This is a genomic window from Pseudoalteromonas sp. CST2 (assembly GCF_028599385.1).
Taxonomy (GTDB): Bacteria; Pseudomonadota; Gammaproteobacteria; order Enterobacterales; family Alteromonadaceae; genus Pseudoalteromonas; species Pseudoalteromonas atlantica.
Genome location: NZ_JAQREO010000001.1, coordinates 449938 through 463364 on the forward strand (window position 1 = coordinate 449938; position 13427 = coordinate 463364).

Annotated in this window: 13 protein-coding genes; 9 read left to right on the top strand and 4 right to left on the bottom strand. The window is 40.0% G+C overall.

Translation table 11 applies throughout. From position 1 onward, the window contains the following. The first annotated feature begins 26 nt into the window (after nucleotides 1-26). The 3 genes from PSH41_RS02055 to PSH41_RS02065 all read left to right on the top strand — a co-directional run bounded on the left by PSH41_RS02055 (nucleotide 27) and on the right by PSH41_RS02065 (nucleotide 2377). Entirely contained in the window at nucleotides 27-386 is a 360-nt protein-coding gene (locus PSH41_RS02055; RefSeq protein WP_004586118.1) for a glutaredoxin domain-containing protein, read from the top strand. A gap of 45 nt (nucleotides 387-431) precedes the next feature. Further along, nucleotides 432-1916, top strand: a complete 1485-nt coding sequence (gene gltX / locus PSH41_RS02060; RefSeq protein WP_273588731.1) for a glutamate--tRNA ligase — start codon at nucleotides 432-434, stop codon at nucleotides 1914-1916. Nucleotides 1917-2077: 161 nt separating this feature from the next. Next, a complete protein-coding gene (locus PSH41_RS02065; RefSeq protein WP_024033163.1) occupies nucleotides 2078-2377 on the top strand; it encodes a hypothetical protein in 300 nt (99 codons plus the stop codon). 4 nt (nucleotides 2378-2381) lie between these two features. On the opposite strand, the gene PSH41_RS02070 is transcribed toward PSH41_RS02065, so the two are convergent. Continuing rightward, complete coding sequence (locus tag PSH41_RS02070; RefSeq protein WP_029773896.1) at nucleotides 2382-2774, bottom strand: hypothetical protein; 393 nt, start codon at nucleotides 2772-2774, stop codon at nucleotides 2382-2384. A gap of 167 nt (nucleotides 2775-2941) precedes the next feature. Between PSH41_RS02070 and PSH41_RS02075 the strand changes: the two genes are divergently transcribed. The 3 genes from PSH41_RS02075 (at nucleotide 2942) to PSH41_RS02085 (ending at nucleotide 6253) form a co-directional block, all read left to right on the top strand. Continuing rightward, nucleotides 2942-3643, top strand: coding sequence for a DUF3581 domain-containing protein (locus PSH41_RS02075; protein WP_096739166.1), 702 nt, complete (start codon nucleotides 2942-2944; stop codon nucleotides 3641-3643). A gap of 326 nt (nucleotides 3644-3969) precedes the next feature. Next, nucleotides 3970-5220, top strand: coding sequence for a DEAD/DEAH box helicase (locus PSH41_RS02080; protein WP_273588732.1), 1251 nt, complete (start codon nucleotides 3970-3972; stop codon nucleotides 5218-5220). Between the two features lie 55 nt (nucleotides 5221-5275). Then, nucleotides 5276-6253 (top strand): sensor domain-containing diguanylate cyclase, encoded by a 978-nt coding sequence (locus PSH41_RS02085; protein WP_273588733.1) that lies wholly within the window; start codon nucleotides 5276-5278, stop codon nucleotides 6251-6253. A 77-nt stretch (nucleotides 6254-6330) separates the two neighbouring features. Here the strand turns inward: PSH41_RS02085 and PSH41_RS02090 are convergent, their stop codons facing one another. Further along, complete coding sequence (locus tag PSH41_RS02090; protein WP_273588734.1) at nucleotides 6331-7287, bottom strand: methylenetetrahydrofolate reductase; 957 nt, start codon at nucleotides 7285-7287, stop codon at nucleotides 6331-6333. A gap of 259 nt (nucleotides 7288-7546) precedes the next feature. Here PSH41_RS02090 and PSH41_RS02095 point away from each other — a divergent pair, with 259 nt between their 5' ends. After that, nucleotides 7547-10426: a M16 family metallopeptidase gene (locus PSH41_RS02095; RefSeq protein WP_273588735.1), complete on the top strand. Its 2880-nt coding sequence runs from the start codon at nucleotides 7547-7549 to the stop codon at nucleotides 10424-10426. 87 nt (nucleotides 10427-10513) lie between these two features. Here PSH41_RS02095 and PSH41_RS02100 read toward each other — a convergent pair whose 3' ends face one another. Together PSH41_RS02100 and PSH41_RS02105 are read right to left on the bottom strand one after the other, a co-directional pair. Then, complete coding sequence (locus PSH41_RS02100) at nucleotides 10514-10828, bottom strand: helix-turn-helix transcriptional regulator (protein WP_273588736.1); 315 nt, start codon at nucleotides 10826-10828, stop codon at nucleotides 10514-10516. A gap of 1 nt (nucleotide 10829) precedes the next feature. Next, a complete protein-coding gene (locus PSH41_RS02105; protein WP_273588737.1) occupies nucleotides 10830-11237 on the bottom strand; it encodes a hypothetical protein in 408 nt (135 codons plus the stop codon). Between the two features lie 305 nt (nucleotides 11238-11542). Between PSH41_RS02105 and PSH41_RS02110 the strand changes: the two genes are divergently transcribed. Together PSH41_RS02110 and cysE are read left to right on the top strand one after the other, a co-directional pair. After that, complete coding sequence (locus tag PSH41_RS02110; protein WP_273588739.1) at nucleotides 11543-12472, top strand: sensor domain-containing diguanylate cyclase; 930 nt, start codon at nucleotides 11543-11545, stop codon at nucleotides 12470-12472. Between the two features lie 124 nt (nucleotides 12473-12596). After that, on the top strand, nucleotides 12597-13415 hold the full coding sequence (gene cysE / locus PSH41_RS02115; RefSeq protein ID WP_004586131.1) for a serine O-acetyltransferase: 819 nt from the start codon (nucleotides 12597-12599) through the stop codon (nucleotides 13413-13415). The last annotated feature ends 12 nt before the right edge of the window (nucleotides 13416-13427 follow it).

Consider the following 13427-nt stretch of genomic DNA (forward strand, 5'->3'; position numbering starts at 1 on the left):
TAAATTGTTGTAGGCAGGCACAAAACATGAAATTCGTTCGTTGGTTTTTAGGTTGTATAATTTTATTCTTTAATTTTGTATTTACTCCTCGCAGTAAAAAGCGTGCAAGCGATGTGCAAGCGCAGCTTGATCAGCAAACCTCACAATTTAAACTTTATCAATTTAAAGCATGCCCGTTTTGCGTAAAAGTACGCCGTGCAATTAAGCGCGAAGGCTTAAAAATAGAAACGCGTGATGCAAAAAATAATCAACAATTTCGTCAAGAGCTGTTAGAGCAAGGCGGCAAAATTAAAGTGCCATGCCTTCGTATAGAAAAAAATGGCCAAGTAGAGTGGCTATACGAATCTAACGATATTATTGCTTACTTAAACAAAGTAGCGGCTTAAACGACCCCCTTAATTTTTATCTCACTTATTAAAAGAGACATTATCATGACAATCCGTACTCGTGTTGCCCCATCTCCAACAGGTGACCCGCATCTTGGCACCGCTTATATTGCTTTATTTAACTACTGTTTTGCTAAACAACAAGGCGGCGAGTTTGTGCTTCGTATTGAAGATACAGACCAAGTTCGTAGCACGCCAGAGTCAGAACAAGCGATTATGGATAGCTTACGTTGGTTAGGTCTTGAGTGGGATCATGGCCCTGACGTAGGTGGCGAATTTGGCCCTTACCGTCAATCAGAGCGTAGCGATTTATACAAAAAATACGCACACCAATTAGTTGAGCAAGGTAAAGCATTTTACTGTTTTGCAACCAGCGAAGAGCTTGACCAAATGCGTGAAGAGCAAATGGCAGAAGGTCTGCGCCCTAAATACGACGGCCGTGGCTTAAACCTCACCGAAGATGAAATTAAAGCAAACCTAGCCGCAGGCAAGCCTTACGTTATACGTATGAAAATACCAAGCGAAGGCACTTTTAAATTTAACGACTACCTACGCGACGAAATTGAGATCCGGTGGGAAAACGTAGACATGCAAGTGCTATTAAAAGCCGATGGTTTCCCTACGTACTTTTTAGCAAACGTAGTGGATGACCACCACATGCAAATAAGCCATATTTTCCGTGGCGAAGAGTGGATTAACTCAGCACCTAAACTATTAAAACTTTACGAAGATTTAGGTTGGGAAGCACCCGTACTAGGGCACTTACCACTACTGCGTAATCCTGATAAATCAAAGCTTTCTAAGCGTAAAAACCCAACTTCTATTAATTACTATAAAGAAATGGGTTACCTACCAGAGGCCGTGCTTAACTACTTAGGCCGTATGGGTTGGTCAATGCCAGATGAGCGTGAAAAATTCACTCTTAACGAGATGATTGAACACTTCGATATGAAGCGTGTATCACTTGGCGGCCCAGTATTTGATGTTGATAAGCTAAGCTGGTTAAACGGCATGTGGATCCGCGAAAACCTAACAGACGAAGAGCTTGTACAGCGCTTTGTTGATTGGAAGTTTAATGGCGAAATGCTAGCTAAAGTATTACCAGAAGCTAAAACGCGCATTAATACGCTTTCGGACATGGTTGATTTAGCAGGGCATTTTGTAGGCGGCATTCCAACTTACGACCCAGCCCTGTTAACGGCGGGCAAAGCTGACGAAAACGTAATACGCCAAGCGCTACAGTTTTTTGTATGGCAGCTTGAAGGTTTACGTAGTTTTGATAAGCCAGCTATTTTTGCAATTGCAAAAGAAGTTGCTACATTCCACGAGCTTAAAATTAAAGACTTTTTAGAGCCAATATTTGTAGCAATCACGGGTAAAACATCATCTACCTCTGTGCTTGATGCTATGGAAATTTTGGGCTCAGATTTATCACGTGCGCGTTTACGTGTAGCGCTTGCTCATTTAGGCATTTCTAAAAAGCAGGCTAAAAATATTGAGCGTGCGTACCGCACATACCCAAGTGCATAATCTTTAGTCATACTTTATAAAAAGCCGAGCTTATTAATTAAGCTCGGCTTTTTTGTTTCAGGCTGTTTGGCTATATGTCATCGCGTTTTGATATTGTTTCGCGCAAGCAGTGGCGCTTTAGAAAATGCTATAATGCTGCATGTAAATTTAAAGGAGGCAGCATGATTGCACCTGTAAAAAACAAAGCTTTATTTAGCAGTAATGCCTTTTCAATAAACCTAGTTACTTACCCTACACATCACAGTGTGATGAACCATATAGATCCAGTACAGCAAGGGCGCTACTACAAACTTAATTTTGTACTAGTAAAACCTAAAGCAGGTGGGGTTTTTAAATGCTCAAAATGCATTATTAATTGGTTTAACCGCGTGTACTTATTTAGACCCGACAAATACGAGCATAGCGTTTCTAAAATTGAGTCGGGAAAGCGCGTACTACTTAGCTTTGCGCTTAATATATAATTTATTAATAGTCGTAGGCCTGTCCGCTGCATAAAACAGACAGGTCACAATACGATACAGAGATTTCGCTACAAGAATTTATAGTAAAGGCGTTACCGCCTCTGCGCATTGCATCTGCTTTAAGTAAATCTATAGCATTTGATTTTAAGCGATTGTAGCTTATATTATTGTCGCCTCTACCGTCGCCATTGCAGCTTTCGCCTTCAATTCGGCCTAAAAGTGTGGCGCCACTTTCGTGTGCTTCTTGGTCGCTATAAAACTGTTGTAAATCTCGTTTTTTAACGTACGTACCAATTTCCTCAGATAAAACATCGTTATCTATATCGGTATGAAAAGTCACGCTAGAACATCCAGCCAAAGTAGTGAGTACGCTTATTACTGCAAAAACACGTAACATAATAATTAGTCCCTTATTTAGTTTGGTACCTAAATTACTAACTAAAACAGGTGTGTGCAACATTTACTCTTAAGTTAATTGTATGAATTTGTAAGTGATTCGACCTCTCTTTAAATTTTTTCTGGTAGTATGGGCAGGTTATAAGCAGTTTAAGCAGTGAACAATCTATGTTAAGTCCTTACTTTCAGCAGCATGCTGATTATGTTTCTATCTCTCGTGAGCAAGGGTGTCGTTTCGCAAAGTGCGTTGCCGATGATTACAACCCACTTCATGATAAAGATGCCAAAAAGTTTTGCGCGCCAGGAGACTTACTTTTTTCTTTAGTGTTAGACCGCTACGGTATAAGTGAGCGAATGGAATTTACCTTTGCCGGTATGGTTGATGAAAACACCAAACTTAACTTCCCAGAAGGGGATGACGAGTTTGATGTAACCAACGGCGACAAAGTAATTTTAAAGGTAAAACGCGAAGGTAAAACCAGCAAATGCCCAACACTTACAAATAGCTTAATAAAAAACTATGTTGAGTTTTCTGGTGCTGCATTTCCGCACGTAATTATTCCGCTAATGGGTAAGCAAAATGTAATGATTAACCCAGCGCGCCCTATGGTTATTTACGAGTCGATGATCATTAACCTTGATAACATTAATATTCAAACGCCAACGCTTGAGTTTGCTGAGCCAAGTTTTGAGTACACGGGTAAGCGCGGCAAAATTACCTTGCGCTTTAATTTACTAGAAAACGGCGAAAAAGTGGGTTTTGGTGAAAAGCACATGGTAGTGTCGGGTATTCGTGAATACTGCCAGGCAACGGTTGATGACTTAATCGCATTTTATAATGAGCGAAAAGCCACCTTAAAACCGGTTTAAAACGTTATTAAATTATAATACCAATCCGCAATAATACTTAATCATTTTTAGAGGCTAAAAGTGTTGCTATCTGCGTTAAAAAATTCTCATTTAGAACAACTAAATAGCGAATTTTTTACCTAGCTATCAACACGTTTATCTGCCCTCAAAATAGATCACTTAATTAAGCGGATTGGTATAAAAAGGGCGCTAAATACATTGTTATTTAGCGCCTTTTTTATTGGTTAGCGAATGCAGCTAGGCTGAATACTTTTCTGAGCTGGTTAATTTACGCAGTACCGTAATATGCGTACAATAGCGCTCTTTGTTATTTTAAAGCTAAGCCTATGTCTGCCACATCGTTCTCATCTCTTAAACTCGATTCGTTATTACTAACCGCAATTGAGCAAAATAATTACACCACGCCTACCGCAATTCAGGTTAAAACTATTCCGCACATATTAGCGGGCAGCGATGTAATGGGCAGCGCGCAAACAGGCACAGGTAAAACAGCCGCCTTTGTATTACCACTACTACATAAGCTTTTAAATACACCAAAAAAAGATGAGCCAGGCATAGCTCGAGTGGTTATTTTAACGCCCACGCGTGAGCTTGCTCAGCAAGTGTTTGCAAGCTTTGAAAAATACGCCCAAGGCACAAATATTCAAGGCGCTTTAGCGTATGGCGGTGCAAGTATTGGCCCGCAAATTAAAGCGCTTAAAACGGCGCAAGTGATAGTCGCAACGCCTGGGCGTTTACTTGATCATATTGTTAAAGGCAGTGTGGTGCTTTCAAATGTTGATTCGTTAGTATTTGATGAAGCCGACCGTATGCTGGATATGGGCTTTATTGATGAAATAAAACGTATTTTGCGCCACATTCCAGGCGATCGCCAAACCTTATTGTTCTCAGCCACATTCGATGACAGCGTGTTTGAGCTGAGTAAAAAACTACTTAAAAACCCCGAGCTGATTGAAGTTGATAAACGTAACTCAGCCGCCGTTGAAGTAGAGCAAGTTATTTACGCAGTTGATGAAGAGCGAAAGCGTGAGCTTGTATCGCACATGATTGGCATGAAAAACTGGCGCCAAGTACTTATATTTACACGCACAAAGCAAATGGCCGATAAACTTGCCAAAGAAATGTGTAAAGACGGCTTAAAAACTGAGTCTATCCATGGCGATAAATCTCAAGGTGCACGCGACCGTGCATTACAAAACTTTAAAGAAGGCACAACGCGGGTTTTAGTTGCCACCGATGTAGCTGCCCGCGGTTTAGATATTCCAGCGCTTAAATATGTAATAAACTTTGAGCTACCTTACATAGCAGAAGATTACGTACACCGAATTGGCCGTACGGGACGCGCTGGCGAGCAAGGCCTTGCCATGTCGCTGGTAAGTATTGACGAGCAGTGGTTACTGGAAGAAATTGAAGTGCTACTGGATACCCGCTTAGCACCACAATGGCTAGAAGGTTACGAGCCTGATTTAAACAAGCCCCCTAAAGATAACCGTAAAAACACCAACAAAGCGCGTAAAGATCGCGATAAAAAGCGCATTACCGGGCAAAGAGCACCAAGTAAACGCCGCAGAAAGTAGCCTTAAACATATTTATTTGGCTATACTAAGGCCATTAAATAGCTGAGGTATAGTTATGTTTGAAACAGATCAATGGGCGTTTTCTGGTGTCGATGGCCAAATATCATTACATAAATGGCAAAAAACCATTGATCTTATTACGGGGCTTTTTTCGGCCCCCTCTGGTTATATAGTTCAGGCTACTAGTAAAGGTTATCGTGTAGTTATTAGAGCTAATGAAGGTGGCTCACACTTTGAAACCAACCCTATACTCCCTCCCGAAACTCCCTTATTTTGTAAATATGTAGCCGAAAACAACAACACTTTGTATGTTAGCGATACCCGCAGCAATACGCAGTGGAATACCATGCCCGAGGTTATTGAAGATGGCGTTGAATCCTACCTAGGCTTGCCAATTCACTGGCCTGAAGGTGAAGTATTTGGCACCTTGTGTTTAAAAGATTCAAAAAAAACCAGCTACACCGATGAATATTTTGAGCTAATAGAGCAGCTTCGTGATTTAATTGAAGACGATTTAGCGCTTATTTATAGCTTTGAGCAAATGCGCGAAATAGCCATGCTTGACCCGCTTACCAATATTTATAATCGCCGTGCACTTAGCTTACTTGCCCAACACAAACTTAATTTAGCGCTGCGTTTAGGTTTTGATGTGTGTTGCTTGTTTATTGATATAAACGACTTTAAAAAACTAAACGACACTTATGGCCATGAAATAGGCGATCAAGCGTTAATCCTCTTAGCAAATACCTTAAAAACACATTTAAGAGAGGCTGATATAGTAGGGCGTTTAGGCGGCGATGAATTTGTAGCAGTGATGCAAATTAGTGATAGAAGTAAGCTTAGCCATATTATTGATAAAATAAAAATTGAGTATACAAACGCACTATTAGAAAACAACGTATGCGCGCTGACACTTAGCATAGGCGAAAGTTTTACTAACAAACAAAAGCAACCTTTTGATACGTTATTAAATTTGGCCGATCACCAAATGTATAAAAATAAACAAGCGTATAAATTGGCTAAAAAAGCATAATAATAAAAGTAATACACTTAAACATAGCAACAAAAAAGCAAGCCATTAGGCTTGCTATAAAGGGTGTGAATAAGGCGTTAAGCGATTTGTTTTTCGGCTAGGTTTAATTCCATAATGGCTTTTAATAAACGGTATAAGTTTATTGATGCGTCAATTTCTTCTTTACGGTTTGTTAAGCTTTCAATATTTAAGCCCAGTGGCACATCTAGGTGCGCACAGCTTTTGAGTATTAGGTCGAGATTTTCTCGGCAAATACGTACGGATTCACTTAAGGTATTGTCTGCATCAAGCATGCGCCATTTAGTGGCCTCTGGCACTGAGATACCCAACCATTGCATAAACTCTAAGGTTTTATCGCCACCGCATGGAGTAAACGTTAAAATAATCCGTTTTGGTGTAATACCTTGTGCTCTACAGGTACGCGCGTAACTTGTGATTAGCTCTATAGTTGCTTGCGCGTCGTAAACAGCTTGCGATATAAAAAACTGACAACCTTGTGCTGTTTTTTCTATAAGGCGCTCATGCTCATTTCGCTTACTTGAATGTCGCTCAGCAATGGTAACGCCCCCTAAAAAGAAGCCATCACTTTGCTCTGCAAGCGTTTTATAGGCATCGGGCAAGCTTAGTTTTATATCACCTACCGATGAGGGGCTACCCACTAAAACGACATTTTTTAAATCGTAGTCGTTTTTAGTTTCATCCAACCAGCCTTTAAACTCCTCTACACCACGTTGTGCCACACTTTTGTAAGTAATGACATCTGGAGCAGATAAATTACGTAGTAAGTGGCTGTATTCACGTGGGTCTACAGTTTGTTTAAACGGAAATGGTCGTGCTTTATCTGTACGGCTACTTTCATCTTGAATGTCGTAAATTATCACGCCGTCGTATTCAATTTCGTGTAAGCGAGCAAGTAGTTTTTCTGCAATGATTTTTAGTTGCGCTTTATCAGTACCAATTTTAGGTGGAGTAGTACCAATAAGATAAACACCTTGATTGGTGTCTTCTATTTTTTCTTGTAGTGATAAAGCCATAATCCTCATTCCAGCTTAGTCCAATGTATGTAATTTAATATAGCAGCCATTTAGACGTCTAGATAGATTTATTTAGTGAAAGTTTTTCAATCAACTTGAGCTTTTTTCATACTTAAATGTTTTTAAAATGGGGAATTGACACAGTTGTTTACATTATAAATAGCCGATGGGCTCTTATATTTAGTGGCTTTGGGGCATAATCTAAGCGAGTTAGTATTAAACCTAATAACAAATTTGCTCAATTTAAAAAGGGACAACAATGAAATTTAAATTACTAGCAACAAGCTTAGCGGTATCGCTGGCACTAACAGGCTGCGCAACACAGCAAAGCGAAAACACCCAAACGGCACAACAACAGCAAACAACAAAAGCTGACGAACGTGTATTTTCGCAAGAGTACTTAATCGAAGAGCTTGATAACGGCTTACGCGTAATGGTTGTTAAAACTGATTACCCCGATGTCGTCTCGCTGCAAATTCCGGTATCGGTTGGCTCGCGTAATGAAGTAAAAGCAGGTAAGACCGGTTTTGCTCACTTTTTTGAGCACATGATGTTTAAAGGCTCTAAAAAATTTCCGCAAGACGAATACACTGCCATATTTAAAAATGCAGGGGTCGATAACCGTGCTTACACCACTAACGATTACACAAACTACCATTTAAACTTTTCAAAGCAGCACCTTGATAAAGTACTTGAAATTGAAGCCGATATTTTTCAAAACTTAACCTACACCGAAGAGCAATTTAGAACCGAAGCGCTAACGGTTAAAGGGGAGTATTTAAAAAATAACGCCAGCCCAATTCGTAAGTTATTGAGCGCAGTACGCGAAGAAGCGTTTGATACGCACACTTATAAACATACCACCATGGGCTTTTTTGAAGATATAGAAGCCATGCCAGATCAAATGGCGTATGGTAAAGAATTTTTTGATAAGTTTTATAAGCCTGAATATGTATCGCTAGTGATTGTGGGCGATGTTGACCCTAAAGCTACAATGGCTATGGTTAAAAAGCATTGGGGTGGCTGGAAAAAAGGCGATTACGTTGCCGATATAAAAGCCGAGCCAAAGCAGCAAGCACCTAAATATGTACATGAGAAAAACGAAGGTTTGCCTGGTCATTGGTTGCTTGTATCTTACAAAGGTGCCGCATGGGAGCCTGCTAAAAAGGACAGAGCCGCACTTGATTTAATCTCACAGCTTTATTTTTCTAATAACTCCGATTTATACCAAGAGCTTGTTGTTGATAAACAAATAGCGAGTCAAATGTTTACCTACAATCCAGAGACAAAAGATCCTGGCTTACTGCATGTGTTTGTAAAAGTAGAAAACGAAGATGATTTAGCAAAAGCACGTGATGCAATTAACCGCACTTATGCAAAAGCACGTACCGAACTTGTTGATGAGCAAAAACTAAGTGATTTAAAGTCTAACCTTAAATACAGCTTTATTAACGGCTTAGATTCATCACAAGCGATTGCATCAACCCTTGCAAGTTATATGCATTTTGAGCGCGACCCAGAGGTTATCAACCAGCTTTATAAATCGGCCGACAACATCACAGCACAAGATATTAAAGCCGTGGCTAATAAATATTTTGTAGATGACGCGCGTACTACCGTAACTATGTCGGCACTTGATAAAGCGCCAGGGTTTGAACAAGAAACAAGCTTAAACGCATTAGTCGCTAAGCATGATAAAGCGCCAGAGGCACCCGTATTTAAAGTGCTTGATAAAACGAATAGCTCGCCGCTGATTGATGTAAACTTTTTATTCAATACAGGGGCTGCTGCAGACCCGCAAGGTAAAAAAGGGGTTGCTGCGCTCACAGCCGCTATGCTTGCTCAAGGTGGCTCGCAAAGTACGAGTTACAAAGACATACAAAAAGCGCTTTATCCGCTTGCTGGCAGCTTTGGTTATCAAATAGATAAAGAAATGCTGTCATTCCAAGGGCGCATTCATAAAGATAACGCTGCCACATGGTATGCGCTTGTAAGCGATCAGTTACTTAACCCAGGTTTTAGAGACGATGACTTTAAGCGCCTTAAAAAAGAAATGATCGACGGTATTAAGTCTGGCTTAAAAGCCTCTAACGATGAAGAGCTAGGTAAAGAAGTACTTTACAGCACGCTTTACAAAGGCCACCCATACGAAAGCTACAATTACGGTGATATTTCGGATTTAGAAGCACTAACGCTTGATGATGTAAAAGCATTTTACAACACAGAGCTTACCCAATCTAAACTAACACTTGGTTTAATTGGCGCTGTGCCAAAAGCGCTTAAAGCAGAAATCATGAGCGACTTAGCAACCTTACCTAAAGGCGAGCAAAGCCGTTTAAGTATTCCTGATGCGCCAGAGCTCAAAGGTCACCATGCAACGATTGTAGAAAAGTCGGCGCAATCTACCGCGGTATCGTTTGGTTTCCCAATTGATACTATTCGTAGTAGTGAAGATTGGACAGCCCTTTGGTTGGTGCGTTCGTACTTTGGTGAGCATCGTAGTTCTAACTCATACTTGTATGAGCGAATTCGTCAAACACGTGGTATGAACTACGGCGATTACTCGTATATTGAATACTTCCCGCGTGGCATGTTTCAAACGAAGCCTGATGCAAACTTAGGGCGCTCTGAGCAAATATTCCAAATTTGGTTACGCCCGCTGCGCTCTAATAACGATGCACACTTTGCAACACGTACCGCGTTGTTTGAGCTGGATAAGCTTATTAAAAATGGCTTAACCGAAAAAGACTTTGAAGCAACACGTAACTTTTTAATTAACTACGTACCGCAGCTTGTCGCAAGTCAAAACCGCCAATTAGGTTATGCACTTGATAGTGAATTTTATAACACAGAGTCGTTTGTAAAATACGTGACAAGTAAACTTGAAAAGCTAACGCTTGCTGATGTTAATCGCGTGATTAAAGATAATCTGCAAACAGATAACGTACAGTACGTGTTTATTACCGGTGACGGCGAAGACATGAAAAAACGTTTAGTGTCAGAGCAAACATCGCCTATGGTTTACAATACAGAAAAACCAGCAGCGCTTGTTGCTGAGGATAAAGTCATTGCCGATTATAAATTAGCTATTCCAGCTAACAACATTGAAGTAATGGCTGTTGAAAAAGTGTTTCAGTAATTAATCTCTTTTTCTAACATATAAAAAATGCCCCAGTGCTTATAGCCTGGGGCATTTTTATTTAATTAGTGCTATTAAAGCGTAATATTAGTTAGTCGCTAAAAGCACTGAGCCTGCGCCTAGAGCAAAGCTTATTAAGGAACTAATAACCACTCCCGCTAAAAAGCTTTTAGTTGGCGTACTTTTAACGTCATTATTTATAGGCTCATCAAGTTTAATTAGCTCGCCTTGGCGTACTTCAAGTACCGCGCAAAGCGCCATAGTAGTTTCTTTAGAAGCGGCGCCTTCTTTTTCTACCCGTTGAATGGTCCGCAAACTTACATCGCAGGCATCTGCGAGTTGTTGCTGCGTCCAATCTAACTTATTTCTAAGCGATTTAACTATTGTAGGATTTAATTGCACGTTAAAGCTTCCCTACAAATAGTTCAACAATAGTTGCCGTTGCATAGCCAAACACCGCCCCACCTAATGTACAGCCAGCAATAAAAAATGCTGCCTTTTTAGGATCGTTCGGGAGACTACTTTGAACTTGTTTGTCTATCACGTTACCGTTTTTATAAAGAGTGCACTCCATGCGCCCTGTAAGTATATTAAGCATGTCATATTTTACTTGATAATGAGAGCTCTCAAAAGCAAAAGAGTGTGTGCTTGCACAGTTGATATTTCGTTTTTTACTGAATAGGTCATCGTTTACAAATACTTCTTCTTTACCAGTAAAGTAGCTTCCAAAACAGGCTATTTGATTGTCGCCATCTTGAAAGTAAAATTTATAACCAAGCTTTTTTGTATTTAATATATCGTTTTTCATCATCGTTATCCTTGTTGAGTTGATGATGCTAATTTAGCGTTTGTTTTTATTTTTTACGCCGTCAGTAGTATGCCAGTAGCTAGTTTGGCATATGACAGTAACTGTGTCATGCACTGTTACCTGCTGATTTTTAATGTAAAAGTAATTTTTTATATTTGAGGCAGATCATTTAACTGTCATATGGTGTATTACTTAACATTAATAAATTAAGCAACTAGCGTTTAGATAAATCAAGTAAATCAATAATGTTTTGTTAAAAAATTGTTATTTATTATACTAGTAAACAACAAAGCTAAAATGGAAAGCTCGTGATTGACGATAAAGCGTTTTTTAAGTTGGTACTAGATACCACGCCCGACCAAGTAGTGGTTATTAATTCTAACGGCGACATAGTTTATATAAACCGAAGCTGGCAAAGCTTTGGTGAGCAAAACGACTGTGCTTGCTGTGATATGTGGGAGCAGCAAAATTACTTAGCAGAGTGTGAAAAAGCTGCGCAAAAAGGAGATAGCTTTGGTTTAAAGGCATTTAAGGGCATTAAATCAGTTATTTCGGGGGCTGATGACGACTTCTATTTAGAATATCCATGTCATAGTGAAGATGAAAAACGTTGGTTTATGATGCGAGTAGTGTCGTTTAGCCATACAGATAAAGCGTATTACGCTATTAGCCATCAAAATATTACCGAGCGTAAACTGGCTGAAGAGCAAGTACAAAAACTTGCCGCTATTGATGGCTTAACGGATATTGCTAACCGAGGCTTTTTTGATACCTTTTTAGAGCAAGAGTGGAATCGTTGTCAGCGTTTAGGTATGCCGCTTTCGTTGGCTATTATTGATATAGATGATTTTAAATTACTCAATGATACTTACGGCCACCAACAAGGCGATACATGCTTAAAAAGGGTGGCTAAAGTACTTAATGAATTTACTAAACGCCCAGGTGATTTATGTGCCCGTTTTGGTGGTGAAGAATTTGTTTTAGTGTATGGAAATACAAACTCAGATCAGGCCTTGTTAGTATTGAACGATATTTTAGAAAAATTAAAACAGTTAAACATTGAAAATAAACATTCATTACCAAGCAGAACCCTTACAGTGAGTGTAGGCCTCACTACTATTACACCCAATAGTGACTTTACATGTGCGTATTTAATCAAAGAAGCAGACGATTTACTTTATAAAGCAAAAGATAAAGGAAAAGATGCTTTGTGTGTGAGTGATTTAGCACTCATATAATTTTTTTATTCTTAGTTATACCTAATAACCAGAACAAATAACTAAGGCGTTAACACCTTAGGCTTTAAATCCGTTAAACTTAGGAAAAGGCTCTTTTTATATCAATTTAAGGCAGTGTAGTATTATGCGTCATGAAATTTGGCAACAGCTTCGTAGTGAAGCTAATGAAGTTGTAACTCGCGAACCACTTTTAGCAAGTCATGTGTATTCATGCATTTTAAATCATGAGTGTTTAGGTTCGGCGTTAAGCTTTATTGTTGCTAATAAGTTGGCTGATGCTGTTGTATCGGCTTTTACAATACGTGAGTTGTTCGACCAAGCGTTTGTAAAGTGCGACCGTATGCTTACTTATGTGGCCGAAGATATTAAAGCCGTTAAAGACAGAGACCCGGCAGCCGAAACCTACCTTACGGTTATTTTAAACTTAAAAGGGTTTCATGCTATTCAAGCGCATCGTTTAGCTAACTGCTTGTGGCAGCAAAACCGTAAAGAGCTTGCTCGTTTTATTCAAAGCCGAACCTCAGAAGTGTTTGGGGTTGATATTCACCCCGCGTGTCAGGTTGGTAAAGGGATAATGTTTGACCACGCCACCGGTATTGTTATTGGTGAAACGGCGGTAATTGAAGATAACGTATCAATACTGCAATCGGTCACGCTTGGTGGTACGGGTAACGAGCAGGGCGACCGTCATCCTAAAATTAGAGCCGGTGTGCTTATTGGTGCAGGCGCTAAAGTGCTGGGTAATATTGAAGTAGGCGAGGGTGCACGTATTGGCGCAGGTTCAGTTGTTTTAACCGCAGTACCGCCACATACCACCGCTGTAGGCGTACCGGCTAAAATTATTGGCAGACCGGATTGCCCGTGTCCGGCGCAAAGTATGAACCAAAACTTTTTAACCACTCCAGAGCCTGAAAACGAATCACACACCAGCGCCATGCTGTAATAGCAGCCTGTA

Bases quoted from the DNA above. Each gene is read 5' to 3' on its own strand.
- PSH41_RS02085 (WP_273588733.1), top strand. From the start codon at position 5,276: ATGTTTGAAACAGATCAATGGGCGTTTTCTGGTGTCGATGGCCAAATA.
- PSH41_RS02075 (WP_096739166.1), top strand. From the start codon at position 2,942: ATGTTAAGTCCTTACTTTCAGCAGCATGCTGATTATGTTTCTATCTCT.
- PSH41_RS02055 (WP_004586118.1), top strand. From the start codon at position 27: ATGAAATTCGTTCGTTGGTTTTTAGGTTGTATAATTTTATTCTTTAAT.
- PSH41_RS02105 (WP_273588737.1), bottom strand. From the start codon at position 11,237: ATGATGAAAAACGATATATTAAATACAAAAAAGCTTGGTTATAAATTT.
- PSH41_RS02095 (WP_273588735.1), top strand. From the start codon at position 7,547: ATGAAATTTAAATTACTAGCAACAAGCTTAGCGGTATCGCTGGCACTA.
- PSH41_RS02090 (WP_273588734.1), bottom strand. From the start codon at position 7,287: ATGGCTTTATCACTACAAGAAAAAATAGAAGACACCAATCAAGGTGTT.
- cysE (WP_004586131.1), top strand. From the start codon at position 12,597: ATGCGTCATGAAATTTGGCAACAGCTTCGTAGTGAAGCTAATGAAGTT.
- PSH41_RS02080 (WP_273588732.1), top strand. From the start codon at position 3,970: ATGTCTGCCACATCGTTCTCATCTCTTAAACTCGATTCGTTATTACTA.
- gltX (WP_273588731.1), top strand. From the start codon at position 432: ATGACAATCCGTACTCGTGTTGCCCCATCTCCAACAGGTGACCCGCAT.
- PSH41_RS02065 (WP_024033163.1), top strand. From the start codon at position 2,078: ATGATTGCACCTGTAAAAAACAAAGCTTTATTTAGCAGTAATGCCTTT.
- PSH41_RS02070 (WP_029773896.1), bottom strand. From the start codon at position 2,774: ATGTTACGTGTTTTTGCAGTAATAAGCGTACTCACTACTTTGGCTGGA.